This window comes from Paraburkholderia sp. 2C (assembly GCF_054589215.1).
In genome coordinates this window covers 15,243-41,859 of record NZ_BAAILL010000005.1, presented here as the reverse complement: position 1 = coordinate 41,859, position 26,617 = coordinate 15,243, and the positions used below count along the sequence as shown (strand labels likewise).

Below are 26,617 nucleotides of genomic sequence, written 5' to 3'. Positions count from 1 at the left end.
ATGGACAGGTGCTGTGGTGCTGTCCACCCACGCCGCGCGCTCGCGCCGCCATTCGTATCCGGTGATGAGCGCGGTGGCCTTAAGCCTTCTTGCCCGACGCCGCCGCGACAACCTTCTGCGCAGCCTCTTCCATGCTATCCGCCGCGATGATCGGCAGGCCCGATTCGGCAAGCATCTTCTTGCCGAGATCCTCGTTCGTGCCCTTCATGCGCACAACGAGCGGCACCTTCAGCGACACGGCCTTCGACGCTGCGATCACGCCTTCCGCGATCACGTCGCAACGCATGATGCCGCCGAAGATGTTGACGAGAATCGCCGTCAGGTTCGGGTTCTTCAGCATGATCTTGAACGCTTCGGTGACCTTCTCGGTCGTCGCGCCACCGCCGACGTCGAGGAAGTTCGCCGGCTCGCCGCCGAACAGCTTGATGGTGTCCATCGTCGCCATCGCGAGGCCTGCGCCGTTCACGAGACAGCCGATGTTGCCGTCGAGCGAGATATACGCGAGGTCGAACTTCGATGCTTCGACTTCAGCCGGATCTTCTTCGTCCAGATCGCGGTACGCGACGATTTCCGGATGACGGAACAGCGCGTTCGAGTCGAAGTTGAACTTCGCGTCGAGTGCGATCACCTTGCCGTCGCCGGTCAGGATCAGCGGGTTGATTTCGGCGAGCGATGCGTCGGTTTCCCAGAACGCCTTGTAGAGACCTTGCAGGATCGTGCGCGCTTGCGGAATCGAAGCGTCGGGCACGCCGATCTTCTTCGCGAGACCGTCGGCTTCCGCGTCGAGCAGGCCCTTCGACGGATCCACGGCAACCTTGTGGATCGCGTCCGGATGCTTCTCGGCGACTTCTTCGATGTCCATACCGCCTTCGCTCGACGCCATCACGACGACTTTCTGCGACACGCGGTCGATCACGAGACCGACATACAGTTCCTTCTTGATGTCAGCGCCTTCTTCGATCAGCAGACGGTTGACCTTCTGGCCTTCCGGACCGGTCTGGTGCGTGACGAGCTGCATGCCGAGAATCTGGTTCGAATACTCGCGCACCTGGTCGAGCGACTTCGCGACCTTCACACCGCCGCCCTTGCCGCGTCCGCCCGCGTGGATCTGAGCCTTCACGACCCACACCGGGCCGCCCAGTTCCTCAGCGGCCTTGACCGCGTCGTCCACCGAGAACACCGGCTTGCCGCGCGGCACCGCGACTCCGAATTTCCGCAGGATCTCTTTACCCTGGTACTCGTGAATCTTCATGCGTGATTCCCTTCAGTCTGAGAGTTGGATAGAACATCTTTTCCGGCTGTCTCCTCGGCAGCTGCGTGTGCAGCTGGTGCGCCGGCGCCGTGCGCCTCGCGAGGCCGCAGCGAACGCGGCGCATGGCCGTACCAGCGCGGATAGAACTGTCGCACCGCCTCGCCGTCGAATCGCAGCGTATGGCAGCGACCCAACTGGAATGGCGGTTTATCGTTTGAAATTTCGTTTGAGTCTGCGCCTGCCCGTCCTGCCTCGTCCCTTTGCTCCGCGCTTGCGTTCGCGGTGTTCCATACGTCGCCGGCAAAGGCCTGGATTGCTGCGCTTGGCACCACCGCGCAAAGCTCGGTGAGATGCGTGCAGCCGACCGTGCCGCCCAAGAGACGCGCAGCGTGACGACGGAAGTTATCGAGGAGATTGAGCCCGATGAGGGCCCGATAGGCGGGGTTCGATGCTTCGCAGAGACCTGGATACGGAACCCAGGCCGACGACGCTTCGGCGTCGACGACATTAAGCTTGCGATCGATCGTGATGCGAAGCCAGAGTTCATGGATCGGCAGGCCATTGGGCCGGACGCCCGACGCCAGCACGGTGTCGCGCGGCTTGGTGTCGGTGAGGCACACCTCGATATCCCACAAGCCATCCGCACGCTCAAAGGCATCCGCTCGGATTGCGCGGCGATGGCGCAATTGACGGGGCACTGGCGGGGAAAGCGGCATGCGAGGGGACAGGAGGCCGGATTTGGAAACCAGCGGATTTTAGCATATTGAGTTTCGGCGCTTCGGCTTGTCCGGTGCGGATCGGACACGCTTATCCGGCCGGCGCTCGGCGTGGGCGCACCGGATTTCGCGGTGGGAACGCCGGATGGATGCCCTAGCCGGCACTCCAGTCTTCGTCGAGGCCCTTGAGGATTTTGGAGACCACCGTTTGCGAAAATCCACGCGAGACGAGAAAGCGCGCCTGCTTTGCGCGCTCCGCGGGCGTCTCGGGAAGCTGGCCATATTTTTTTTGCCAGACGGCACGTGCGCGCGCAAGTTCGGTTTCGCGCAATTGCGCGGCGGTTTCTTCGATCAGCGTCGAGCCGACGCCTTGCCGCTTCAGTTCGCCGACGATGCGATTCGCGCCGAGCCGCGATGCGCGCCGGTGCACGAGGCTTTCGGTGAAGCGGGAGTCGGACAGCCAGTTTTCCCGCTCGAGCGAGTCGAGCAGCGTGTCGAGCGAATCGCCTTCTTCGACGAACGGCTGTAGTTTGCGGGACAGTTCCGCGCGACTGTGTTCGCGTCGCGACAGGTAGGCAAGCGCGCGGCCTTTGAGCGAGCGCGTTGGGCGCTGGCGTGGTGACTCGGGCGAGGTTGAATTCGTTGCGCCGGCGCCAAGTTGGCGGCGCGAACGTGTGTAGGTGGTTTCGCCTTCGGCTGCGGGGACGGAAGCGTCGGTCGCGCGCCAGGGATCGGAACGCGGACTTAAGCGCGGACTTAAGCGCGGATTTAAGCGCGAACCTAAGCGCGAACCAGGCGGACTAGAAGGGGTGGCAGGCCCACGGCCTGCCGCACGATCATGTGCATCAAAAGACTCGAAGGGATCGAATGCGTCGACGGGGGAATCCCCCCCGTCGAGCGGACCGCTCGTAGTGTGTCCGGGACCGGCGTTGCCGGACTCAGACCCTGGTCGGCCCTTGCGCATCACGCGGTGCTTACTCTTCGTCCGCGACTTCCGCGTCGGCGTCTGCACCGACGACTGCATCGGCCGGCATCGCATTGACACCCAGCGACTCGCGGATGCGGTTTTCGATTTCGCGTGCAATGTCCGGGTTCTCGCGCAGGAATTCGCGCGCGTTGTCTTTACCCTGACCGATACGTTCACCGTTGTAGCTGTACCAGGCGCCGGCCTTGTCGACGATTTTCGCCTGCACGCCCAGATCGATGATTTCACCCTGACGCGAAATACCCTCGCCGTACAGGATATCGAAAATCGCTTCGCGGAACGGTGGCGACACCTTGTTCTTCACCACCTTCACGCGCGTTTCGTTGCCGATCACTTCGTCGTTCTTCTTGATCGAACCGATACGGCGAATGTCGAGACGCACCGACGCGTAGAACTTCAGCGCGTTACCACCGGTGGTGGTTTCCGGATTGCCGAACATCACGCCGATCTTCATGCGGATCTGGTTGATGAAGATGACGAGGCAGTTCGTGCGCTTGATTGTGCCGGTGAGCTTGCGCAGCGCCTGCGACATCAGGCGCGCTTGCAGACCCGGCAGCGAATCGCCCATCTCGCCTTCGATTTCGGCCTTCGGCACGAGTGCCGCGACCGAGTCGATGACGATCATGTCGATCGAGCCCGAGCGCACGAGCGCGTCCGCAATTTCGAGCGCCTGTTCGCCGGTGTCGGGTTGCGACACGAGCAGGTCGGACACATTCACGCCCAGCTTTGCTGCGTATTGAATGTCGAGCGCGTGTTCCGCATCGATAAACGCCGCGGTGCCGCCGAGCTTCTGCATTTCGGCAACGACTTGCAGCGTCAGCGTGGTCTTACCCGACGATTCCGGCCCGTAGATTTCGACCACCCGGCCGCGCGGCAGACCGCCGACGCCCAATGCGATGTCGAGGCCGAGCGATCCGGTGGAAACCACCTGAATGTCTTCGACTGCCTCACCTGCGCCGAGCCGCATGACCGACCCTTTGCCGAACTGCTTTTCGATCTGCGCGAGCGCGGCAGCAAGCGCCTTGCTCTTTTCAGCCGTCAGTCCAGCCGAGCCTTTCTTGCTTTCTTCCATGAATCGTCCTTTGCTATGATGAACGGCGCCTGTGCAGGCTGTGCGCGCCCCTCCCTATAGTTACAATCCGGGCGGCACGTCAGACGCAGATACTGTATAAAAAAACAGTGGTCTTGGCAAGCCCAATTAACCGCCGTTTAACGCAATTCCAACGAAATTTGCGCGCGTGTAGGCCTGTGTAAACACGCATGGCCAATCGGACACCAACCCCACCACAATAAAGTTTCAGGAGACGCTGCGCGCCGGACAGACCGGCGCCGGCATGCCGCCAGCGCATCATGCGAATTCTTATTGCCGAAGACGACAGCATACTCGCGGATGGTCTGATTCGATCACTCCGCCAATCGGCATACGCCGTTGACCATGTGAAGAACGGCGTCGAAGCGGATACGGCGCTGTCGATGCAGACGTTCGACCTGCTGATTCTCGATCTCGGCCTGCCGCGCATGTCCGGGCTCGAGGTGCTGCGCCGCCTGCGCGCGCGCAATTCGAACCTGCCGGTGCTGATCCTGACGGCGGCCGATAGCGTCGACGAACGCGTGAAGGGCCTCGATCTCGGCGCCGACGACTACATGGCCAAGCCGTTCGCCCTCAACGAGCTCGAAGCCCGCGTGCGCGCGCTTACGCGCCGCGGCGCGGGCGGCGGCCCGACCGTCGTGCGGCATGGCTCGCTGTCGTTCGATCAGGTCGGGCGCATCGCCTACGTGAATGAGCAGGTGATCGATCTGTCCGCGCGCGAACTCGGGCTGCTCGAAGTGCTGCTGCAGCGGATCGGCCGGCTTGTGTCGAAGGAACAGCTTGTCGATCACCTGTGCGAATGGGGCGAGGAAGTCAGCAACAACGCGATCGAGGTCTACGTGCACCGGCTGCGTAAAAAGATCGAGCCGAGCGGCGTGCGCATCATCACCGTACGCGGCCTCGGCTACTGCCTCGAGAAAGCCGCACCGGCGCCGGCCCAGCCGCAAACCGCGGCCGCACCGTCGCTCGATCCCGCCGCATCGGCCGCGATGCCGGCGAGTCATCACTTCAAGTAAGCCGATACCCGCGCCATGTCCGCCCGCGCAGATCGCGCCACGGCTGCTCCGGCGCACGCGGCGAACCTCGACGAAGACCGCGACGCCCGCTACGCGAATCCGTTCGCGCCGCCCGACGAAACCGAAGCGGCCGCCGAGACGCGTCCCCGCTCGCTGTTCGGCGAAATTCTGGACTGGATGCTCGCGCCGTTACTGCTGCTATGGCCGATGAGCATCGCGGTCACGTATCTGGTCGCGAAGTCGATTGCCAATGCGCCGTTCGACCGCGCGCTCGAAACCGATGCGTACGTGCTCGCGCGCCAGATCCAGCCTGTCAACGGCATCGCCGAGCTGAAGCTGCCCGATGCGACGAGCGACTTCCTGCGCTCGGACAATATAGATCGTGTGTTCTATCAGGTGCTCGGCACGCGCGGCGAACTCGTCGGCGGCGAGCGCGACATGCCGCTGCCGCGCGAAGACGACCGGCCGCAGCCCGGCATCGTCGAATTCCGCGACGACGTGCTGCATGGCAACGACATCCGCGTCGCTTACACAACCGTCGAATTCCCGCAGACGCAAGGTGCGCAGCCCGTGCTCGTGCAGGTCGCCGAGACGCTCGACAAGCGCAGCCAGCTCGCGAACGACATCATCAAGGGTGTGATCCTGCCGCAGTTCGTGATCCTGCCGCTCGCAATCGTGCTGGTCTGGTTCGGGCTATCGCGCGGCCTTGCGCCGTTGCACGCGTTGCAATCGCATATCCGCGCGCGGCGTCCCGACGACCTGTCGCCGCTCGAAGCACGACGCGCGCCGCCCGAGATCGAACCGCTCGTCACGTCGTTCAACGACTTGCTGACGCGCCTCGAGCAGAACATGGAGCTGCAAAAGCGCTTTATCGCCGACGCCGCGCATCAGATGAAGACGCCGCTTGCCGGCTTGCGCACGCAGGCGGAACTCGCGTTGCGCCAGGACGTGCCGGCCGAAGTGCAACGCTCGCTGCAGCAGATCGCGACGAGTTCGGAGCATGCGGCGCGGCTCGTCACGCAATTGCTTGCGCTGGCGCGCGCGGAGAACCGGATGTCGGGCCAGGTATTTACGCCGGTCGAAGTCACCGATGTCGCGCGCCATGCGGTACGCGACTGGGTGCAGGCCGCGCTCGCGAAGCAGATGGATCTCGGCTACGAAGGCCCGGACGTGCCCGTCGAAGTGGAGGGCAATCCGGTGATGCTGCGCGAAATGCTGTCGAATCTGATCGACAACGCCATCCGCTATACGCCGCCCGGCGGGCGCGTGACGGTGCGCGTGCGCGAGGAACCGCCGCACGACGGGCCGCATTGGGTTCATCTCGAAGTGGAAGACACCGGGCTCGGCATACCGGCCGCGGAACGCGAACGCGTAGTGGAGCGCTTCTACCGGATTCTCGGCCGCGAAGGCGACGGCAGTGGCCTTGGCCTCGCGATCGTGCGCGAAATCGCGACGATGCACGGCGGCACGCTGACCATCGACGACAACGTCTATCAGGCGTCGCCGCGGCTCGCCGGCACGCTCGCACGTGTCAGTTTGAGGGCGCGTGGACGCGCACGGGACTTACCCTAACCGTCAGGAAATATCGAAAGACGGGAAGGCGTCGAAGTCGAACGTTATGCGAATTTACGGCGACAATTGCCGAATTTAGAAGAATATCGCCGCCGTTCCGAAAAGCAACGGGGCACACGTTCAGACAAATCTGAGTCAGTAGGCCGTAAGTTTCCACTCCAATAATCGGGGGCACGGCTCGCCCGACCGGGGCGACCGCGCTTATAAATCAGGACTGGAGGACGACATATGGCTACCGTAAGCGGGCAGGTCTCGCACGCGCCGATGACAGCCGATGAGAAGCGGGTGATCTTCGCATCGTCGCTGGGCACGGTATTCGAGTGGTACGACTTTTACCTGGCCGGCTCGCTCGCGGCCTTCATCAGCAAGAGCTTCTTTTCCGGCGTCAATCCGACCGCGGGCTTCATCTTCACGCTGCTGGGCTTTGCCGCGGGCTTCGCGGTGCGGCCGTTCGGCGCACTGGTGTTCGGACGGCTCGGCGACCTCGTCGGCCGCAAGTACACGTTCCTGATCACGATCGTGATCATGGGTCTGTCGACCTGCGTGGTGGGCTTCCTGCCCGGTTACGCGTCGATCGGCATCGCCGCGCCGGTGATCTTTATCGCGATGCGGCTGCTGCAGGGTCTTGCGCTCGGCGGCGAGTACGGCGGCGCGGCGACGTATGTGGCAGAGCATGCGCCGGCCAATCGTCGCGGCTTCTACACGTCGTGGATCCAGACGACGGCGACGCTCGGTCTGTTCCTGTCGCTGCTCGTGATTCTCGGCGTGCGCACGTGGATGGGCGAAGAGTCGTTCGGCGCGTGGGGCTGGCGCATTCCGTTCATCGCCTCGCTGATCCTGCTGGCGGTGTCGGTGTGGATCCGCTTGCAGCTGAGCGAATCGCCGGCGTTCCTGCGCATCAAGGCGGAAGGCAAGACGTCGAAGGCGCCGCTCTCCGAAGCGTTCGGCCAGTGGAAGAACCTGAAAGTCGTGATTCTCGCGCTGATCGGCTTGACGGCCGGCCAGGCGGTGGTCTGGTACACGGGCCAGTTCTACGCACTGTTCTTCCTGACGCAGACGCTGAAGGTGGACGGCACGAGCGCGAATATCCTGATTGCGCTGGCGCTCCTGATCGGCACGCCGTTCTTCGTGTTCTTTGGCTCGCTGTCGGATCGCATCGGCCGCAAGCCGATCATTCTGGCGGGCTGCCTGATCGCGGCGCTCACGTACTTCCCGCTCTTCAAGGCGCTCACGCACTATGCGAACCCGGCGCTGGAAGCCGCGACGCAGAAGAGCCCGATCGTCGTGATCGCGGACCCGAACGAGTGCTCGTTCCAGTTCAACCCGGTGGGCACGTCGAAGTTCACGACGTCGTGCGACATCGCGAAGAGCGCGCTATCGAAGTCGGGCCTGAACTACGAGAACGTCGCGGCGCCGCCGGGAACGATCGCGCAGATCAAGGTCGGCGACACCGTGATCAATGCGTATGACGGCAAGGCCGCGGACGCGAAGGAACTGGGCAAAGCCTTCGACGGCCAGTTGAGTTCGACATTGAAGGCGGACGGCTATCCGCCGAAGGCCGACCCGGCGCAGATCAACTGGGTCATGACGGTGGTGATCCTGACCATCCTCGTGATCTACGTGACGATGGTGTATGGACCAATCGCCGCGATGCTGGTGGAGATGTTCCCGACGCGGATTCGCTACACGTCGATGTCGCTGCCGTATCACATCGGCAATGGGTGGTTCGGCGGCTTCCTGCCGGCGACGGCCTTCGCGATTGTGGCGGCCAAAGGGAATATCTATTCGGGGCTGTGGTACCCGATCGTCATCGCGCTGGCGACGTTCGTGATCGGGCTGATTTTTGTGCGGGAGACCAAGGACTCGAATATCTACGCGCAGGACTGACGGGCGGACAGGCCGGCGCCGGCTGATGCTGGCGATGGCGCCGGTGTGGTGTGCTGTGCCTCCGGTTTGTCTTGTGATGTAGATCGAGGGTCCGTTTGATAGGGGCTTCGGTGGGGGTTGACGACCCCTGCCGACCTCCCTATAATCTTCCCTCTTACGGCGAATTAGCTCAGTCGGTTAGAGCGACGGAATCATAATCCGCAGGTCCGGGGTTCGAATCCCTGATTCGCCACCAGTTTTAAAGAAAGCCGCTGTTCCGAAAGGGATAGCGGCTTTTTCTTTTATGCCTCCGATTCTGCGCGTCTTTAGTTTTGCCCCTTCACCTTCGCGGGTTCACGCGAGGTCGAAGCGCTTCGGCAACTCCCCTAACTGCCGGAACACCGCGAGCCAGTCCTCCAGATGCCATGTCCGGGCAACCAGCCCGTCGCGCATCTGGTGAAAAGAATGGATCGCGAAATGAACCTGTTTCGAGGTCGCTTCGATGCCGAGCAGCTTGCCCGTTTGCGTACCCGTCACCTCGGCGCGGACACCGACACGGTCGTCATGAATGAGCAGGTCGAGGATATGCACCTTCATGTCGGGCAGTGCGGTGACGATGTTCTCGAAAACCTGGCTCATCTTTTCGGGTCCCGGGACAGCGTGAGGCGGCTCGGGGATGTATTCCCAATCGCTCGTGACCACCTGGCGCAGCAGCGAGATGTCCTTCGTGGAAAACGCCAGATAGAACCGCTCGATCGTGTCTCGCACAGCCTGTTCGCTCGATGAAGTCATGTCGCTGCTCCTAAGCCATCCAACAACGCGGAGTACCGGTCGACGATGCGGCCGTCGTCCGCTCGTCGTTTCAGTCTGCTTTACGTAGCATAGCGTGCGCGCACTTGCATTGCAGTGAAGAAGGAGTGACTGGCGGGCTCACCCTCGTGTTGAACGACGCTTACTCAGGCGAGCCTGCAACGTTGTCGATCAGCAGAAGCAGATCGCCTTCGTCGGGCCGCGTACCCCATTTGCTGTGCCCCGAAACGGACGCAATGGCGATCCATGAATGCGGAGGAAACCACTCCAACCGAAGCGTGTTGCCACTCACAACCCGCAGACGGCCGGTGTCACATAAAAACTCCGCGCTGACGGTTTCGCCGTCGACGGTTTTGCTTGCGGTGACTGACATCCACTCAGGCATTTTGTCCTCCGCGGCGGAATTCATCACGGCCTCTGTGTGTCCGGTCGGCCTTTGACCGGTTGCGGGATAGAGGAGATGAGGCGCATTCTAGGAGGGCGAGGACAAAGCAGGTGCGACTTAACGTTCGGTTCTGTAACTGCGCGTAACGTCGTGTGTGGTGCTCGGTTCGCGTGACTTGGTTGGCGTGGCCTGTTTATCGAGGAATTCTGTCATGGAACGCATCGACATCTTTACAGCGCTTCGACAACTGTCAGCGGCGGCGGAGATTTTGGCCAAGGCCGGCCCCGACGGCATGCGCGCCGACGCCGTTGGACTGCTCGAGTTTTTTCGTACACTCGAAAAGTCCGGCGGTCGGATAGAGCGGGACGCAGCGTTGGATGGCGCGCTCTTCGTGCAGACGGCGCAAGCGGCGCTCGCGTTGGTCGGTCGGAACGAGTTTGCGGCAGCCCGGGCGTTGCTCGAGCAGGCGCAGTCGCTTCTAAACAAATTGGAATAACCCCGCAGCCCTACAGGATCACCTGCTCGATACGCGGTCTCGTTTTCCAAGGTCCGGCTAACGCATCCGCCGTCCAGAAGAAGAACACAAGCACCCCCACCCCCATCTGCGCCGCCACCACAAACGCCACACATCCCGCCCATCCCCAGGCCTTCCACGCAGGCACCGGCAGCACCGATCCAAGACTTCCGCCGAAGTAGTAGAACGACAGATAAACGCCAATCGCCGTCGATCTCGCCGCACCCGCCACCTGCGAAATAAACGAATTCGCCGATGCCTGCTCGACGAACACCGCGGTCGACCCAAGCGCAAGCCCAATCAGAATCACGCCGACACTATCGGAGAGCGTCAGCAGCGCACCCAGCAACGCGAGCACAACTGCTGCAAGCGCAGTTGTTCGTGGTCCGCGATGCCTAGCGACTCGCCCCGCAAGCGGCGTCACCACCACCGCGACGAGAAACACCGCGTAGATCGCGCCGATCTCGACCGTATTGAAGTGAAACGGCGCGTCAACAAGCCGCAGCCCGATAAACGTGAACGTCGCGACTTGCGAGGCAAGCACGCACGCACCGACAAAAAACGAAGCCAGCAATGGACCACTCTTCAACAGCATCCATGTCGAAGTCTCTTTCGAATTGTCGTTATTGGATCGCGCCGCATGAGCATGAGCACGAGACGCCGGCAAACACGCATAGAGCACGACACCGGTTGCAACACAGAGCCACGCCAGAACATCCAGCGCATCACGCCAATCAGCGAACGATGTCATCGAGTTCGTCACAAACCGCCCCGCGAACCCACCCAGCGTCGTACCCGCGACGAACAGTGCATTGACCTCTGTCGCTTCGTCGCGACCAAACAACTCGCCGATAAACGCGACTGAAATCGCAAAGACAAACGGCATCAATACACCGGCAGCGAAACGCGCCGCAAGAAACGACGAGAAGCTGGTCGCATGCGCGGACCAGATAACGGGCAACGCGGCCGCCACCGCAGCAAACGCGATCACCTTCCGCCTCTCAAATCGTGCCGACAGCCGACCCACGAACGGAGCGATAATCGCCACGGCGAGCGTGGTCACGCTGACGCCTTGCCCTGCGCGTTCCGCACTCACATTGAACGCGACGGCGAGCTCACGCAGAATGCCCTGCGTCGCATACAGATTGAGAAACGCAGCAAGCCCGCAAAGAAAAAACGCGATCCGAACCGTTCGATTGCCCACTGATATCTTCCTGTTTGACCGATGGACAGTCTGATCGCCCAACTTCGCGCACGCCAATACCGTTTCTGTCGCCATTGATACCGGATCGATAAAAATGCTCGACCTGCGCCGTCTGCGTTACTTCGTGACCATCGCCGAGGAATTGCACTTCGGCCGCGCAGCGGCCCGTCTGCGTATCGCGCAGCCTCCGTTGACTCGCCACATCACCGCGCTCGAAACCGAACTCGGCATACGCCTCTTCGACCGGTCGACCCGGGCGGTGCGGCTGACGTCCGGAGGTGCGCTGTTTCTCGAGCAGGCGCGCGCGGTCCTTCAGGCGGTTGACGAAGCGGAAGCGACAGCGCGCAAAATGGCCCGAGGTGTAATCGGACGTCTCGTAATCGGATACTCGAGCTCGATTCCGATGTCCGATGTTTTCTCCGACATCGTGCGCAACGTGAGCCGTCATTTGCCCGATGTGGAGTTGCTGTTTCGGGAAGTGTCGTCGGCAAATCAGATGCAGCAGATTGCCGATGGAACGCTCGATATCGGATTCGGGTGGTCAGCCGCGAAGACGGCTAAAGAAGGCATTCAGTCGTTGACCGTTTCTCGCGATTCGCTTGTCGTCGCGGTGCCTTCGACGAGTGCTTACGCCGATAAGGCGGCAATCGATTTTGCCGAACTCGGCGAAGAGACTTTCCTGAACTATCCGCCCGGATACGGTGCTGCGCTAAATGCGGCGCTCGATGAACTGTGTGCGCGAGCGGGCATTACTCCTCGCATGGGTCCGACCGCTTCGCAGATGACGACGTTGATATCGCTAGTAGCCGCGGAGCGTGGAGTCGCGGTCGTGCCCAGTTTTACATCGGCGTTGCAGCGCTCGGGTGTTGCTTATGTGCCGTTGGCTGAACCGTATGTGTTCGAGCAGACAGTCATCTGGCGCGAACCGTTTTCGTCGACGTGTGTTGAGCGGTTCGTCGAACTTGGGCAGTCGCTCGTGTCGCGGTAGGGACGCTGAGCCGGTGTCACGCAGCGTGACACCGGGCCGCGTTGGCAAGGTGCCGATAAACGACTACTTGGCGCCCAACCGATTCGCATGCCTCCGTACGAACGCCTTCTCAACTTCCGTCCATACGTCGGCACACCGAATGCGGTAGTAGATAACGCTCGCTTCATAAGAAATACGAAGAGACCGGGAATTTCTTCGCCGTCGCACACTGTGATGCAACGCCCGTCCTGCCATCCTCGCAGGTAACGATGTCGCCGACCCGCGCGAACGCGAGCCCGTCACATTCAATGTGCGTCGACACCTTTGTCACTCGGCCGCCACGTTGCGTGCGCGCACCAAGGGTCGCGAAGAAATAGGTCGCATCGTTCTTTTGCTCCGGCATGATTTCGTTTCCTTATCATCGATATCAGTGGCTACCGCAGCTTGTTCCCGCGCCTCTTCAATACCGGACGACATAATCGGAGACAATCGATCGCGATCAGAAAAGAAAATTTCGGAGCACGATCAATATCGCTAAACTTACGATACTGCCGCATACCAGGCATCCGAACGTCTAGCTCCGCGCTTCCGCGCCTCACGCATCTCCTCCCCCTTGATCTGAATCAACGCCCCACCCGCCCCACCCTCCTACACTCAACCAGAGGCTGGCGCCCATTCCGCCCGCCGCTCGAAACGGAGCGACTGCGATGAGCTACAAATCTCTTCTCGTCCATCTGGACAACAGCGAACGTACCCCGCAGCGGCTAGACGCCGCGCTACATCTCGCGCGGCGCTTCCACGCGCATCTGACAGGCCTCTACGCGACCTTCGAACCCGACTCCCGCGCGTTCTACGTGATGGCCGGCACTTCCGATTACTACGCGGCCCACCAGCAGCGGCGCGAGCAGCAACGCGGCGCGATCGAGCGGCTCTTTCACGCGGAAGCGCTGCGCGCCAAGGTCGACGCACGATTCGTCTGTGCAAATGGCCCCGCGAATTCGGACGTGCCGCGGCACGCGCGTTACGCGGACCTCGTCGTCATGGGTCAGACCAATGCGCACGACCCCGAGTCGTTTATCGACGAGAACTTCGCCGAAACCGTCGTTATGGCCGCTGGGCGGCCCGTACTGCTGTTTCCGTATGCGAGCGGCGCGGCGCACAAGATCGGTGAACGCATCCTCGTCGCGTGGGACGGCAGTCGCGAGGCCGCGCGGGCCGCCTACGACGCGGTCCCTTTTCTCTCACACGCTAAGAAATGCACGGTCGTCACGGTGCGCGGCACCCAAGGCGAGCCGCCCGGCGAGCGATTCGCCGGCGCCGATATCGCGTTGACGCTCGCCCGCCACGACGCGGCCGTCGACGTGCTCGATGTCGACGCAAGCAAGGACGCACCGATCGGCGACGTGCTGCTGTCAACCGCACACGATCAGGGCTGCGACATGATCGTGATGGGCGCATACGGACACTCGCGCTGGCGCGAACTCGTGATGGGCGGAGCGACACGCACTATCCTGCAATCGATGACCATGCCCGTGCTGATGTCGCGTTAGACGCCGTATCCCCAGGGAGCATCCATCATGTACAAAAGCATCCTCGTCGCACTCGACGGCAGCGACACCTCGCATCAGGCGCTCGAAGCCGCGCTGCGTCTCGCGCGCGAAAACCACGCGCTGCTGCATCCGGTCTACGTCGTCGACATGCCCGGCATCGCGATCGGCACGCCCGGGTTCAATCCCGTACCGATCCATGACGCGATGCGCGCCGAAGGCGAACGCGTGATCGCCGACGCGCGCGACCGGATGGCGAAGCTGCGCATCAACGGCAGTCCGCGCGTCGTCGACACGAATTCGCTCAGCGAAGACATCGCGCAGCGCCTGCAATTGTCGGCGACCGCCTGCGAAGCCGATCTGATCGTGATGGGCACGCACGGAAGGCGCGGCTTCCGGCGCCTCGTACTCGGCAGCGTCGCGGAACGCGTCATACGCGGCGCGCCCTGCGCGGTGCTGCTGATTCCGTCGAGCGCGCAGCCATCCGCCGGCGACGCAACCGTGACCGCATCACACCCCGCGCAAAAGGAGCTCCCATGAGCTACAAGACCTTACTGGTCCATATCGACGATAGCCGCCACAGCACGGCGCGGGTTGCCGTCGCGCTCGATCTCGCGCAGCGCTTCGACGCGCATCTGATCGGGCTCTACATCGTCAGCCAGGACCTGTTCCAGCCGCTCTTCAGATTCGACGACAGCCTCAATCTGTCCACCCTCGAAGAGCAGCACGTGCAACGGCAACTGAGCGCGCAAACGGCATTTCTCGATGCCGCGCAGCGTGCCGCACGCAACGTCGAATGGCGCGCACCGCCGGGGCCCGCCATCGAGACCGCGACGCTGCACGCGCGGCATGCCGATCTGCTCATACTGGGCCAGCGCAATCCGGAAGACCCGGCGTCCTACGTCGCGCGACACTTTATCGAAGACCTGCTGATGGAAAGCGGACGTCCCGCGCTCGTGCTGCCTTATGCGGGCAACGTCGCGGCGACGCTCGGCGAAAACGTCGTAATCGCGTGGGACGGCAGCCGCGAAGCGGCGCGCGCGCTGTCCGATTCGCTCGCGCTGATCAAACGCGCGCGTTTCGTGACGATCGAGTCGGTCGGATCGCACGGCCGCAGCGGCACACCAGAGAACGCACCGAACCACGAGCCGGCCGCCACCATCGACGTCGCCGCCTTCCTCGAACGCCACGGCATCCGCGCGTCGTTCTCAACGACGCCCGCCGTCGCCGGCGTCAGCACCGGCGCGACGCTTCTGAACCGTGTCGCCGACCTGCACGCGGACCTGCTCGTGATGGGCGCATTCGGCCATCCGCGCGCGCAGGAGCGCGTGCTTGGCGGCGTAACGCGCACGATGCTCGAATCGATGACCGTGCCGGTGCTCATGTCACATTGAAGTCGAACCGCTAGACAACGGTGCGCGGCGCGCGCTTCGCGAAAAAACGCAAAGCGCGCTCGCCGCGGCATCGCGCCCCCCTCGCCCCGCCCCGCCCCGCCTCAGCGCTCCGGCTCCGCCCCCGCCCCCGATTCCTCATGGCACGCACATCCGACCGCAGAGCGGTTAACATCGATGCTGCCCCGTGCAACAGGAATACAGCCACTCATGATCCGGGTTCTGATTGCCGATGACCACGCGGTGGTTCGCGACGGCCTGCGCCATATCCTGCAGGGCGCGGCCGGCTTCGAAGTGGCCGGCGAAGCCTGCGACGCCGCCACGACCGTCGCGCTGACGCGCTCCACGCGCGCTCAGGTGCTCGTGCTCGACCTCTCGATGCCGGGCCGCAACGGCATCGAACTGATCCGGCAAATCAAGGACGAAAAGCCGGCGCTGCGCGTTCTCGTCCTGACCATGCACGCCGAACAGCAATACGCGGTGCGCGCCTTCAAGGCCGGCGCGTCCGGCTATCTGACAAAGGAAAGCGCGAGCGCCGAGCTGGTCGGCGCGGTAACGAAAATCGCCGCGGGCGGCGTCTACGTGAGCCTCGCGATGGCCGAGCGCTTTGCGCAAAGCCTGAACGAACCCACCGACGCGCTGCCGCACCAGCGGCTCTCCGACCGCGAATTCGATGTGTTCCGCCGCATCGCGGCCGGCCAGACGATCACGGAAATCGCCCAGGAACTGTGCGTCAGTTCCAAAACCGTCAGCACATACAAAACACGCATCCTCGAAAAAATGCAGATGCCGCACGAAGCGGCGCTCGTGCGCTACGCAATGCGGCATCAACTGTTCGGCGACCTCGACGAGGTCTAAGCCGGACACGACACGGCGGCAAATTGCCGGAAGTTGCGGAAAATTGTAGGAATCCCCCTACAACCATTCCCCACGTCCTACTTCAACTCCAACCGTTGCCGATTTAATTTTGAGATAGCGGCGTCGATACTGGCGATCATGGAAACCGGTCAGCCGCTCGACGCCCTGCGCGTCTTTCTTGTCGAAGATGCCGTGTCGGTACGCCGCAACATCGCGTTGCTGTTGAGTGCAATTGCAAAAGTGCTGATCGTCGGCGAAGCGGAAGACGGCGAAACGGCGCTGGCGGCGATCCGCGCACACAGCGCCGATGTCGCCGTCGTCGATCTGCGCCTCGCGTCCGGAAGCGGCATCGATCTGATCGCCGCCCTGACGCAGACGATGCCCCGCGTCGTCACGATCGCGCTGACCAACCATTCCGGACCCGCTTTCCGCGCGGCATGCAAGACTGCCGGCGCGCATTACTTCTTCGACAAGACCGCCGAGTTCGACGCCGCCTGTCGCACGATCGAAGCCCTTGCCATGACGCGTTCGACGCGCGTCGCCGACCGATAAGGAGTCGCGCATGTCATCCGAAACCGTTCAGGACCCCGCGTTGCCGGTATTGCCCGCCGCCGCTGCGGCAGCCGCGCCGAAAGCGGTGCGTGTCATTTATGCGGGAAAAGCTCAAACACAGGCTCAAACACAGGCCCCCAGACAGGCCCCAAACCGCGCTCAAACGCGCTCTGCCATCGCCCGCTGCTCGGGCTGCTCGATGCGCGGCGTCTGCATGCCGGTCGATCTGACCGCATCCCAGCTCGCGCAGCTCGATTCGATCATCTGCGCAACGCGGCCCGTGCAGCGCGGCGACGCGCTGTATCGCACGAACGACGAATTCGAGAGCATCTACGCGGTGCGTCTCGGCTCGTTTAAAACGGTGGTGATGCATCGCGACGGCCGCGAACAGGTCACCGGTTTTCAGATTGCCGGCGAAGCGCTCGGGCTCGACGGCATCTGCTCGGGCCGTCACAACGGCGACGCGATCGCACTCGAGGACAGCGTGGTCTGCGTGATTCCGTTTGCGCAGCTCGAGGCGGTCTGCCGCGAGATCCGCTCGATGCAGCATCACGTGCACCAGATCATGAGCGGCGAGATCGTGCGCGAATCGTCGCTGATGATGCTGCTCGGCACGATGACCGCCGAACAGCGCGTCGCCGCGTTTCTGCTCAATCTGTCGAAACGCTTCAAGGCGCTCGGCTACTCACCCGCCGAGTTCAATCTGCGCATGACGCGCGAGGAAATCGGCTGCTATCTCGGCATGAAACTCGAAACGGTGAGCCGGATGTTCTCGCGCTTCCAGCGCGAACGGCTGATCGATACGCGCGGCAAGCAGATTCGCATTGTCGATCCGGAAAGGCTCGCAAAAGTCTGAGGTTCGACCGGCGTCGGCGCAAAGCGCCGGCCGCAGGCATCAGCCTCATCGCACCGCGCCCGCGGCAATCGTCCGTAATTCGCACTCGGCCGCATCGAATGCGCGCCGCACCGCCTCCTGTGCATTCGCATGCGAACAGCGCGCCACGGGCCGGTAACGATCGGCGCGCGACAGCAGCAGCAAGTCGAGCCGCGCGTCGTACATGGTCTGCGCGCCGATCATGCCCATCGCTTCGATCGCCAGGCGTACCGCCGACAGAATCGCGCTGTAGCGTTCGAGCCGCACGAGCTGCGCGCCTGCCTCGCCTTCGAGCGTACGCGAGCCGGCAAAGCCGAGATAGACGATTTGCATGCCGACGCCCATATGCGCCTCTATAACGCCGGAATGATGACCGGAAACGCCAGATGGCTCTCGACCTCCCTGACGCCCGGCACGCTTTCGGCCGCGACGCAGATCGCCCGCCCCTCCTGCTCCGATTCGATCACGCCCCACAGGTGCACGACGCCGTCCTTCACGAACACGCTGCCCTTCGGCAGCGCCCAGCGATAACCGGCGAGCGCGTCGACGACCGCATCGCGCAGCGCGGCGTCGTCGTAAGTGCTGTCGTCCGCTTCGGCCTGCGTAAAGGCGGCAAGCGCGCGAATCAGATTCGAGCGGCTGACGATGCCGACCAGCCGGCCGTCCTGCAGCACCGGCACGCGCTTGATGCGGTGCCGCTCGAGGGTGTCCGCGATGTCCCTGACCGCCGTGCTTTCATCGATCGTAATCACGTTTTCGCTCATCACATCCCGCACCTTGTGCCCGTGCTCCTTCACGTAGCGCGTAGCCAGTTCGCGCGTGCCCGCCAGAAAATCGAGCCACCACGAACGGCGCGCCGCATCGGTGCCGGTTTCGACGCGATGCAGCAGATCGCCTTCGCTGATAATGCCGACGATATTGCCGGCCGCATCGACGACCGGCATGCCGCTGATGCGGTGATCCGCGAGCAGTCTCGCTGCTTCGTGGATCGCCGTTTCCGGCGTAGTGGTCACGACCGGCGTCGTCATGATGTCGAGTGCGCGCATAGCGGTTTCTCCGATTGATCGCTACAGGTCCTCATGGGCCTCACCTGCAGCGCGGGTCGGGCGTACGCACGGGCGCATGGTGCGCCGCGTGCCGAGGCCTCCGGTTGGGCTCTGCGAGCCTTGTTTTATATCTTCCGCTCTTGCGTGCGCGGCGGGTTGATTTGGGTCAACGGCGCGCGCCGTTGCTCACCATTGTCGCCGCGGCGGCGACGAAGCGTCTCCACGAGGTGCGTTTATCCCGCGTCTCTTCGTGCGGATACTGCCGGTACGCGCAACGTGCCGGCCAACGGCTGCTGCTGTGCGTTCCCATACACACGCTCATAGCCGCAAGCCGACTCATCATGCTCTCACGCGACGCCCTCCTTTCCGGCGCCTATCTCGACAGCTTCAGCGACCTTCCCATGGAAACGCTGTGGACGGCTCCGCGCATCGAAGCCTCGCTCGCGCAAACGCTCGCGCAGCGTCCGCATGACGACAGCGGCCCCATCTGGGTCTTTGCGTACGGCTCGCTCATGTGGAACCCGCTGATCGATTTCGAGGCCCGCGCAACCGCCACGCTGCACGGCTGGCACCGCAGCTTCTGCCTGCGCGTGACCGCCGGTCGCGGCAGCCCCGATGCGCCCGGCCGCATGCTCGCGCTCGAACCCGGCGGCAGCGCGGCCGGCATTGCGCTGAGACTCGCGCCGGCATCGATGAACGAAGAACTGCGGCTCGTCTGGGTTCGTGAAATGGTCGCGGGCTCCTATCAGCCGACCTGGGCGCCCATCACCTTCGCAGACGGCACGCATACGCATGCGATTGTCTTCGTCGCCGACCGCACTCGATCGCAATACGAAGCGGATGCGTCGGTTCAAACCGTGGCGCCGCTCGTCGCTACCGCCTGCGGTCATCACGGGACGAACCGCGAGTATGTGCAGAGCCTTGCGGCGTCGCTCGACAAAGCCGGCTTGACCGACCGGTACGTCGAACAGCTCGCGGGCGAAATCCGGCGTCTGGCAGCCCCCCACAAGTAACGCGCCGCGCCTTTATCGCGCTGCCACGCAGGCTCCTCGCGCCGCGCCATTGAACTGTATCCGGCCAGGATACAAAGCGTCGCCGAACGCCGTCTTTATCGCCGCCTGCGCGCCAACCATACTGCTGCCAACGCTCGAGGCCGTTGCCGATGCACTGAACAACGGCCTGCCCGCGGCGGCTGGCTGAGCTCGCTCATCAACCACGCGTCACGAAACAGTTCTATTTATTAAGGATCACTAGTCATGGTGAAGAATGTAAAACACCGGAAACGGCTATCGATTGCGATCGGTGCGCTGTTGGTCGCCGGCACCGCCGCGGGGATCGGTCTGACGCTGCACGAACGCGACGTCAGCCCCGTGACCAGCGCGCATGCCGCCGACGCCCCGCCACCCGCCGCGGAAGTCGATGTCGCGAGCGTGCTCGATCAGTCGGTCACCGACTGGCAAAGCTATTCGGGCCGCCTCGACGCGATCGACCATATCGACGTGCGTCCGCTCGTGCCCGGCACGATCGTCGCCGTGCATTTCAAGGACGGCGCGCTCGTGAAGAAAGGCGATGCGCTTTTCACGATCGACCCGCGCCCGTATCAGGCCGAAGTCGACCGCGCCGCGGCGCAGCTCGCCGCCGCCAAAGCGCGCGCGATCTATGCGACCACCGACGCCGCCCGCGCGGAACGCCTGCTCGCCGACAACGCGATCGCGAAGCGCGACTACGACGAAAAGCAGAATGCATCGCGCGAAGCCGAAGCCGGCGTCAAAGCGGCGCAAGCCGCGCTCGAAGCCGCAAACGTGAACCTCGGCTACACGACGATCGCGGCGCCGATTTCAGGCCGCGTATCGCGCGCGGAACTGACGCTCGGCAATGTCGTGTCGGCCGGCGCGAATGCGCCGGTGCTGACCACGCTGGTTTCCGTGTCGCCGATCTACGCATCGTTCGACGTCGACGAGCAAACGTATCTGCAATACCTCGGCCACGACCGCAACGCCAAGGTGCCGGTATCGCTCGGCCTCGCCGACGAAAGCGGCTATTCGCGCAACGGCGTCATCACGTCGGTCGATAACCGGCTCGACGTGACGTCCGGCACGATCCGCGTGCGCGCGAGCTTCGACAACGCGGACGGCGCGCTCGTGCCCGGCCTCTATGCGCGCGTGAAGGTGGGCGGCGGCGCCGCGCATCCGGCGATTCTCGTCGACGACGCCGCGATCGGCACCGACCAGGCAAAGAAATACGTGCTCGTCGTCGATGCGTCGAACAAGGTCCGATACCGCGAAGTCGAGCTCGGCGCGCTGCACGACAACCTGCGCGTCGTCGCGTCAGGACTCAACGCGGGCGAGCGGATCGTCGTGAACGGCATCCAGCGCGCCCGCCCCGGCGACAGCGTCATACCGCACGCGGTCCCGATGACCGGCGCGGCGAAATCCGCCGCCGCTTCAAAGTCCGCTTCAAAGTCCGCTTCACAGTCCGCTTCACAGTCCGCTTCAACGTCCGCTTCACAGTCCGCTTCAACGTCCGCTTCACAGTCCGCTTCAACGTCCGCTTCACAGTCCGCTTCAACGTCGACTTCCAAGTCCGCCTCATGACGCGCCCACTTCGACAGGATTCGGAAAAAACATCATGAACATCTCCAGATTCTTTATCGACCGGCCCATCTTCGCGGGCGTGCTGTCGGTCATCATTCTGCTCGGCGGCATCATCGCGCTGACGATGCTGCCGACTTCCGAGTACCCGGAAGTCGTGCCGCCATCGGTTGTGGTTCGCGCGCAATATCCGGGCGCGAACCCGAAGGTCATCGCGGAAACGGTCGCGTCGCCGCTCGAAGAAAAAATCAACGGCGTCGAAAACATGCTGTACATGCAGTCGCAAGCGAATAGCGACGGCAACATGACCACCACCGTCACCTTCAGGCTCGGCACAAACCCGGACCTCGCGACGCAGCTCGTACAAAACCGCGTGCAGCAGGCCTTGCCCCGCTTGCCCGAAGACGTGCAGCGGCTCGGCGTGACCGTCGTGAAGGCCGCGCCGACGCTTGTAATGGGCGTGAACCTCGTGTCGCCGAACGACCGCTACGACATGACGTATCTGCGCAACTACGCGCTGATCAACGTGAAGACGCGGCTCGAGCGCATCCCCGGCATCGGCGAAGTGGTGCTCTGGGGTTCCGGCGACTACGCCATGCGCGTGTGGCTCGATCCGACCAAGGTCGCGCGCCAGAACATGACCGCGTCCGACGTCGTGAAGGCGATCCGCGAGCAGAACGTGCAGGTCGCGGCCGGTCTCGTCGGCGGCCCGCCGATGAGCGAAAACGTACCGATGCAGCTCTCGATCAACGCGCAGGGCCGGCTCAAGTCCGAAGAGGAATTCCGCAATATCGTGCTGAAAACGTCGGCGGACGGCGCGGTCACGCGTCTCGCCGACGTCGCGCGCGTCGAGCTCGATGCGCAGGAATACGGGCTGCGTGCGCTGCTCGATAACAAGGCGTCGGCACAGCTGATCATCTACCAGCAGCCGGGCGCGAACTCGCTGCAGATTTCCGATGAAGTCCGCAAGACGATGAACGAGCTCAAGGGCGATATGCCCGACGGCGTCGACTATCGCATCGTCTACGATCCGACACAGTTCGTGCGCGAAAGCATCGACGCTGTCGTACATACGCTGATCGAAGCGATCGTGCTCGTGGTGATTGTCGTGATCGTGTTTCTGCAAAGCTGGCGCGCGTCGATCATTCCGCTGCTTGCGGTACCCGTGTCGATTGTCGGGACGTTCTCGCTGATGCTCGCGTTCGGCTTCACGATCAACGCGCTGTCGCTGTTCGGCATGGTGCTGGCGATCGGCATCGTCGTCGACGATGCGATCGTGGTGGTCGAGAATGTCGAGCGCAATATCGCCGCCGGGTTGAAGCCGCTCGAAGCGACCTATGCAGCGATGCAGGAGGTGAGCGGCCCGATCATCGCGATCGCGTTGACGCTCGTCGCGGTATTCGTGCCGCTCGCTTTCATGTCGGGCCTCACGGGCCAGTTCTACAAACAGTTTGCGATGACCATCGCAATCTCCACCGTGATCTCCGCGTTCAACTCGCTGACGCTGTCGCCGGCACTCGCCGCATTGCTGCTGCGCGATCATCACGCGCCGAAGGACGCGCTGACACGCGGGATCGACCGTCTGTTCGGCCCGTTCTTCCGCGTGTTCAACAAGGTGTTCGCACGCGGTTCCGAGTCGTATGGCAAGGGCGTCGGCAAAGTGATCGGCCACAAGGCCGCGATGCTCGTGATCTACGGCGTGCTGCTCGCCGCGGCCGGTCTGATGGCGAAGATCGTCCCCGGCGGCTTCGTGCCGGCACAGGACAAGGACTACCTCGTCAGCATCGTGCAGTTGCCGAACGGCGCATCGCTCGAACGCACGGAAAAGGTGATTCGCGAGATGGCCGACATCACGCTGAAGCAGCCGGGCGTCGAAAGCGCGGTCGAGTATCCGGGCATGTCGGTGAACGGCTTTATGAACTCGTCGAGCGCCGGTGTGCTGTTCGTCGTGCTGAAACCGTCTAAGACACGTCACAAAGGTGAATCGGCCAACGAGATCGTCGCGGCGCTCAACGCGAAGTTCGGCGCGATCAAGGACGCGCAGATCGCCGTGTTCCCGCCGCCCCCGGTGCTCGGCCTCGGCGCCCTCGGCGGCTTCAAGCTGCAGATCGAAGACCGCGGCGCGCTCGGCTACGAGGCACTGAACAGCGCGACGCAAGCGTTCCTCGCGAAAGCCGCGCAGGCGCCCGAGCTCGGGCCGTCGTTCTCGAGCTATCAGATCAACGTGCCGCAGCTGAACGTCGATCTCGATCGCGTGAAGGCGAAGCAGCTTGGCGTCGATATCACCGATGTGTTCGACACGATGCAGATCTATCTCGGCTCGCTCTATGTCAACGACTTCAACAAGTTCGGCCGGGTCTTTCAGGTGCGCGCGCAGGCGGATGCTCCGTTCCGCGCGACGGCAAACGACATCGGCCAGTTGAAGACACGCAATGCGAACGGCGAGATGGTGCCGCTGTCGTCGCTCGTGAAAGTCACGCCGACGTATGGCCCGGAGATGGTCGTGCGCTACAACGGCTACACGGCGGCCGACATCAACGGCGGCCCCGCGCCCGGCTATTCGTCCGGTCAGGCGCAGGCGGCGATCGAACGTATCGCGAAGGAAACCCTGCCGCGCGGGATGAAGTTCGAATGGACCGATCTCACGTATCAGCAGGTGCTGGCCGGCAGCTCCGCACTTTGGGTGTTCCCGATCAGCGTACTGCTCGTCTTCCTCGTACTCGCCGCGATGTACGAAAGCCTCACGCTGCCGCTCGCGATCCTGCTGATCGTGCCGATGACGCTGCTCTCCGCGCTGACCGGCGTGTGGTTGACTCGCGGCGACAACAACATCTTCACGCAGATCGGATTGATGGTGCTCGTCGGACTCTCCGCGAAAAACGCGATTCTGATCGTCGAATTCGCGCGCGAGCTCGAAATGCAGGGGCGCTCGATCGTGCAGGCGGCGATCGAAGCGAGCCGCCTGCGGCTGCGGCCGATTCTGATGACGTCGATCGCTTTCATCATGGGCGTGGTGCCGCTTGTGATCTCGACCGGCGCCGGCGCCGAAATGCGTCGCGCAATGGGTATCGCGGTGTTCTTCGGCATGCTTGGCGTGACGCTGTTCGGCCTGATGCTGACGCCCGTGTTCTATGTGCTGCTGCGCAAGCTCGCGGGCGGCAAGCATCTCGAAGACAAGCACGGTCACCATCCGCATATTCACGGCCCCGATGACAGCGGCGATCGCGACGGCCCGAGCGGTAAGGCTGCTCCCACCGTTCAGTTACCCGAACCGGCTTACGAAGACTAGGCGAGAAGGAAAACATCATGAAACGATTGATGATGCGAGGCGCGTTCACCGGCTCGATGCTGCTTGGCGCTTTGCTCGTGCTCGCGGGCTGCTCGCTCGCACCCACATATGAAGTGCCTTCCACGCCAACGCCGACCGCGTTCAAGGAAGCCGCGCATGAGACTGCACAAGCCGCGCTGCCCGCCTCGGAAACGGGCAGCTGGAAGACGGCGCAGCCGTCCGAAGCCGTATCGCGCGGCCAATGGTGGAAGGTATTCGGCGACGCGAAGCTCGACGCGCTCGAGCAGCAGGCGCTGGACGCCAACCAGAACCTGAAGGCCGCGGCCGCGCGCGTGAAGGAGGCGCGTGCGCTGAACCAGGCCGCGCGAGCGGGCCTCTTCCCGACGCTCGACGCCGGCGTCGGCCCGACGCGGCAAAAGGTATCGGCCGCCTCGCAATTCCAGCCGGACGGCACGAATATTCCGCAGCAGACGTTCTGGCGCGCGCAGGCCAGCGCATCGTACGAAGTCGATCTGTTCGGCCGCGTCGCGTCGACCGTCGATGCCGCGAAGGCCGACACGCAGCAAAGCGAGGCGCTGTTCCGCTCGGTGCTGCTCGCGCTGCAGGCCGACGTCGCGCAGAATTACTTCGCACTGCGCGAGCTCGATGCGGAAAGCGAGGTATTCGATCACGCCGTCGAACTGCGCGAGCAGGCATTGAAGCTCACGCAACGTCGATTTACGGAAGGCGATGTGACCGAGCTCGACGTGTCGCGCGCCAAAGCGGAACTTGCGACGGCGCGTTCGGATGCGATGACCGTGCAACGTCTGCGCGCGGCGTCCGAGCACAGCCTTGCAGTGCTGATCGGCCAGGCGCCGGCCGGGTTTTCGATGGCGGCCGATCCGTTGCAGCCGGTCGATCTGCGTGTGCCGCCGGGGTTGCCGTCGTCGCTGCTCGAGCGGCGCCCCGATATCGCCGCCGCCGAGCGCGCGATGGCCGCGGCGAACGCGCGGATCGGCGTGGCGAAAGCGGCGTTCTTTCCGTCGCTGACGCTGACCGGCACTGGCGGGTTCGAATCGGCGACGCTCGGCGATCTCTTCACATGGAGCAGCCGCGCGTTCCTGCTCGGCCCGCTCGCGGGCACGGCCCTGAACGTGCCGATCTTCGACGGCGGGCGCCGCAAGGGCAATCTCGCGAATGCGCGCGCGGTTTATGAAGAGGATGTCGCGAACTACCGGCAGCAGGTGCTGATCGCGTTCCGTGAAGTCGAAGACAATCTGTCCGATCTGCGCATTCTCGAAGCGCAGACGAAGCAGCAGGATGAAGCGGTGAATGCGTCGCAGCGAGCCGCCGACCTGTCGCGTACGCAGTACACGGAAGGCGCGATCGACTATCTGAACGTGCTCGAGGCGCAACGCTCGGTGCTGCAGGCGAAGCGCGCCGCGGTGCAATTGCAGGGGGTGCAGGCGGCCGCAACGGTGAACCTGATTCGGGCGTTGGGTGGCGGTTGGGGCGAGGTGATGCCGGACACCACCATGCCGCCGCTCGCGCAGAAGTAGTCAAGCGACGCGCTGAACAAAACGCCCATCCGATGCCGATGCACCGGATGGGCGTTCAAGCTTGCGTTCAGGCGTATTCAGGCCTCGAGCACCTGCGGTCCCAGCGAATTATCGATCAGCACCTTCCATCCGCCGCCAGGCTGCTTGCGAAAAACGGTGGTCGCGACCAGTTCTCTCGACGAGACCTCGCCATCGGTGTCCTTGTATTCGAGCATCCACCGCGACAGGAACAGCGCGATACCGTCTGCTTCGATAACATGCGTTTTGAGTTGCTTCGCCGATACACCGGATTTCATGGCGCGCTCGAAAAAACGTTTGAGTTCCGCGCGCTCGCGAACCGTTCTTCCCGGTTCCGTGACGACGACCGCGTCGTCCTCATAGAAGCCGATGACCGTATCGATGTCCTGCTCGTTGAATGCCCGGTCCAACAGTTCCACCGCATGTTCGGGGCTGGTCGCGATCATGGCTTTTTCCTCCGAAGTAGCTCCCATCATAGTCGAGTGACCGCTGGATAAGTGCTACCGCGCGGGAATCTTTGTAACTTTATGAACTGC

General features: G+C 63.3%; 26 protein-coding genes and 1 tRNA gene. 16 read left to right on the top strand and 11 right to left on the bottom strand.

Annotated elements, in window-relative coordinates:
- Positions 1–79: 79 nt before the first annotated feature.
- The 4 genes from sucC to recA all read right to left on the bottom strand — a co-directional run bounded on the left by sucC (position 80) and on the right by recA (position 4,025).
- Positions 80–1,252 carry an ADP-forming succinate--CoA ligase subunit beta gene (gene sucC, locus ACYPXD_RS00375; RefSeq protein ID WP_459706174.1) on the bottom strand — a complete coding sequence of 391 codons (1,173 nt, stop codon included), beginning with the start codon at positions 1,250–1,252 and terminating at the stop codon, positions 80–82.
- Complete coding sequence (locus ACYPXD_RS00370) at positions 1,249–1,968, bottom strand: DUF2889 domain-containing protein (protein ID WP_459706172.1); 720 nt, start codon at positions 1,966–1,968, stop codon at positions 1,249–1,251. Before ACYPXD_RS00370 ends, sucC begins: the two co-directional genes overlap by 4 nt.
- A 154-nt stretch (positions 1,969–2,122) precedes the next feature.
- Entirely contained in the window at positions 2,123–2,935 is an 813-nt protein-coding gene (recX, locus tag ACYPXD_RS00365; protein WP_459706414.1) for a recombination regulator RecX, read from the bottom strand.
- Positions 2,936–2,942: 7 nt separating this feature from the next.
- Entirely contained in the window at positions 2,943–4,025 is a 1,083-nt protein-coding gene (gene recA, locus ACYPXD_RS00360; RefSeq protein ID WP_459706170.1) for a recombinase RecA, read from the bottom strand.
- Positions 4,026–4,303: 278 nt separating this feature from the next.
- Between recA and ACYPXD_RS00355 the strand changes: the two genes are divergently transcribed.
- From ACYPXD_RS00355 to ACYPXD_RS00340, 4 genes are all read left to right on the top strand, one after another.
- On the top strand, positions 4,304–5,059 hold the full coding sequence (locus tag ACYPXD_RS00355) for a response regulator (protein ID WP_459706168.1): 756 nt from the start codon (positions 4,304–4,306) through the stop codon (positions 5,057–5,059).
- A 15-nt stretch (positions 5,060–5,074) separates the two neighbouring features.
- On the top strand, positions 5,075–6,631 hold the full coding sequence (locus ACYPXD_RS00350) for a sensor histidine kinase N-terminal domain-containing protein (protein WP_459706166.1): 1,557 nt from the start codon (positions 5,075–5,077) through the stop codon (positions 6,629–6,631).
- Between the two features lie 228 nt (positions 6,632–6,859).
- Positions 6,860–8,518 carry an MFS transporter gene (locus ACYPXD_RS00345; protein ID WP_459706164.1) on the top strand — a complete coding sequence of 553 codons (1,659 nt, stop codon included), beginning with the start codon at positions 6,860–6,862 and terminating at the stop codon, positions 8,516–8,518.
- Between the two features lie 158 nt (positions 8,519–8,676).
- Positions 8,677–8,753, top strand: a tRNA-Met gene (locus tag ACYPXD_RS00340).
- A gap of 98 nt (positions 8,754–8,851) precedes the next feature.
- Here the strand turns inward: ACYPXD_RS00340 and ACYPXD_RS00335 are convergent.
- Both ACYPXD_RS00335 and ACYPXD_RS00330 read right to left on the bottom strand, forming a co-directional pair.
- On the bottom strand, positions 8,852–9,289 hold the full coding sequence (locus ACYPXD_RS00335) for an ester cyclase (protein ID WP_459706162.1): 438 nt from the start codon (positions 9,287–9,289) through the stop codon (positions 8,852–8,854).
- A gap of 160 nt (positions 9,290–9,449) precedes the next feature.
- Complete coding sequence (locus ACYPXD_RS00330; RefSeq protein WP_459706160.1) at positions 9,450–9,716, bottom strand: hypothetical protein; 267 nt, start codon at positions 9,714–9,716, stop codon at positions 9,450–9,452.
- A gap of 187 nt (positions 9,717–9,903) precedes the next feature.
- On the opposite strand from ACYPXD_RS00330, the gene ACYPXD_RS00325 reads away from it, so the two are divergent.
- The gene (locus ACYPXD_RS00325) at positions 9,904–10,188 is read left to right on the top strand and encodes a hypothetical protein (RefSeq protein WP_459706158.1); all 285 of its coding nucleotides are present in this window, start codon (positions 9,904–9,906) and stop codon (positions 10,186–10,188) included.
- 10 nt (positions 10,189–10,198) lie between these two features.
- Here ACYPXD_RS00325 and ACYPXD_RS00320 read toward each other — a convergent pair whose 3' ends face one another.
- Positions 10,199–11,410 (bottom strand): MFS transporter, encoded by a 1,212-nt coding sequence (locus ACYPXD_RS00320; RefSeq protein ID WP_459706155.1) that lies wholly within the window; start codon positions 11,408–11,410, stop codon positions 10,199–10,201.
- A 94-nt stretch (positions 11,411–11,504) separates the two neighbouring features.
- Here ACYPXD_RS00320 and ACYPXD_RS00315 point away from each other — a divergent pair, with 94 nt between their 5' ends.
- On the top strand, positions 11,505–12,398 hold the full coding sequence (locus tag ACYPXD_RS00315; RefSeq protein ID WP_459706153.1) for a LysR substrate-binding domain-containing protein: 894 nt from the start codon (positions 11,505–11,507) through the stop codon (positions 12,396–12,398).
- Positions 12,399–12,561: 163 nt separating this feature from the next.
- Here ACYPXD_RS00315 and ACYPXD_RS00310 read toward each other — a convergent pair whose 3' ends face one another.
- Positions 12,562–12,780, bottom strand: coding sequence for a PAAR domain-containing protein (locus ACYPXD_RS00310; protein WP_459706151.1), 219 nt, complete (start codon positions 12,778–12,780; stop codon positions 12,562–12,564).
- 304 nt (positions 12,781–13,084) lie between these two features.
- Between ACYPXD_RS00310 and ACYPXD_RS00305 the strand changes: the two genes are divergently transcribed.
- The 6 genes from ACYPXD_RS00305 (at position 13,085) to fnr (ending at position 17,581) form a co-directional block, all read left to right on the top strand.
- Entirely contained in the window at positions 13,085–13,927 is an 843-nt protein-coding gene (locus ACYPXD_RS00305; RefSeq protein WP_459706149.1) for a universal stress protein, read from the top strand.
- A gap of 27 nt (positions 13,928–13,954) precedes the next feature.
- Positions 13,955–14,464: a universal stress protein gene (locus tag ACYPXD_RS00300; RefSeq protein WP_459706147.1), complete on the top strand. Its 510-nt coding sequence runs from the start codon at positions 13,955–13,957 to the stop codon at positions 14,462–14,464.
- The gene (locus ACYPXD_RS00295) at positions 14,461–15,318 is read left to right on the top strand and encodes a universal stress protein (RefSeq protein WP_459706145.1); all 858 of its coding nucleotides are present in this window, start codon (positions 14,461–14,463) and stop codon (positions 15,316–15,318) included. The genes ACYPXD_RS00300 and ACYPXD_RS00295 overlap by 4 nt, the downstream gene beginning before the upstream one ends.
- A gap of 207 nt (positions 15,319–15,525) precedes the next feature.
- Entirely contained in the window at positions 15,526–16,173 is a 648-nt protein-coding gene (locus ACYPXD_RS00290) for a response regulator (protein ID WP_459706143.1), read from the top strand.
- Positions 16,174–16,311: 138 nt separating this feature from the next.
- On the top strand, positions 16,312–16,725 hold the full coding sequence (locus ACYPXD_RS00285; RefSeq protein ID WP_459706412.1) for a response regulator: 414 nt from the start codon (positions 16,312–16,314) through the stop codon (positions 16,723–16,725).
- A 10-nt stretch (positions 16,726–16,735) separates the two neighbouring features.
- On the top strand, positions 16,736–17,581 hold the full coding sequence (gene fnr / locus ACYPXD_RS00280; RefSeq protein WP_459706141.1) for a fumarate/nitrate reduction transcriptional regulator Fnr: 846 nt from the start codon (positions 16,736–16,738) through the stop codon (positions 17,579–17,581).
- Positions 17,582–17,626: 45 nt separating this feature from the next.
- Here fnr and ACYPXD_RS00275 read toward each other — a convergent pair whose 3' ends face one another.
- Both ACYPXD_RS00275 and ACYPXD_RS00270 read right to left on the bottom strand, forming a co-directional pair.
- A complete protein-coding gene (locus ACYPXD_RS00275) occupies positions 17,627–17,944 on the bottom strand; it encodes a hypothetical protein (protein ID WP_459706139.1) in 318 nt (105 codons plus the stop codon).
- A gap of 8 nt (positions 17,945–17,952) precedes the next feature.
- A complete protein-coding gene (locus ACYPXD_RS00270) occupies positions 17,953–18,645 on the bottom strand; it encodes a CBS domain-containing protein (protein ID WP_459706136.1) in 693 nt (230 codons plus the stop codon).
- Between the two features lie 140 nt (positions 18,646–18,785).
- On the opposite strand from ACYPXD_RS00270, the gene ACYPXD_RS00265 reads away from it, so the two are divergent.
- The 4 genes from ACYPXD_RS00265 (at position 18,786) to ACYPXD_RS00250 (ending at position 26,063) form a co-directional block, all read left to right on the top strand.
- A complete protein-coding gene (locus tag ACYPXD_RS00265; RefSeq protein WP_459706134.1) occupies positions 18,786–19,658 on the top strand; it encodes a gamma-glutamylcyclotransferase in 873 nt (290 codons plus the stop codon).
- 243 nt (positions 19,659–19,901) lie between these two features.
- A complete protein-coding gene (locus ACYPXD_RS00260; RefSeq protein ID WP_459706131.1) occupies positions 19,902–21,239 on the top strand; it encodes an efflux RND transporter periplasmic adaptor subunit in 1,338 nt (445 codons plus the stop codon).
- Between the two features lie 34 nt (positions 21,240–21,273).
- Complete coding sequence (locus tag ACYPXD_RS00255; RefSeq protein WP_459706129.1) at positions 21,274–24,525, top strand: efflux RND transporter permease subunit; 3,252 nt, start codon at positions 21,274–21,276, stop codon at positions 24,523–24,525.
- Positions 24,526–24,542: 17 nt separating this feature from the next.
- Positions 24,543–26,063 carry an efflux transporter outer membrane subunit gene (locus tag ACYPXD_RS00250; RefSeq protein WP_459706127.1) on the top strand — a complete coding sequence of 507 codons (1,521 nt, stop codon included), beginning with the start codon at positions 24,543–24,545 and terminating at the stop codon, positions 26,061–26,063.
- A 77-nt stretch (positions 26,064–26,140) separates the two neighbouring features.
- Here the strand turns inward: ACYPXD_RS00250 and ACYPXD_RS00245 are convergent, their stop codons facing one another.
- Complete coding sequence (locus tag ACYPXD_RS00245; RefSeq protein ID WP_459706124.1) at positions 26,141–26,527, bottom strand: YybH family protein; 387 nt, start codon at positions 26,525–26,527, stop codon at positions 26,141–26,143.
- Positions 26,528–26,617: the final 90 nt, after the last annotated feature.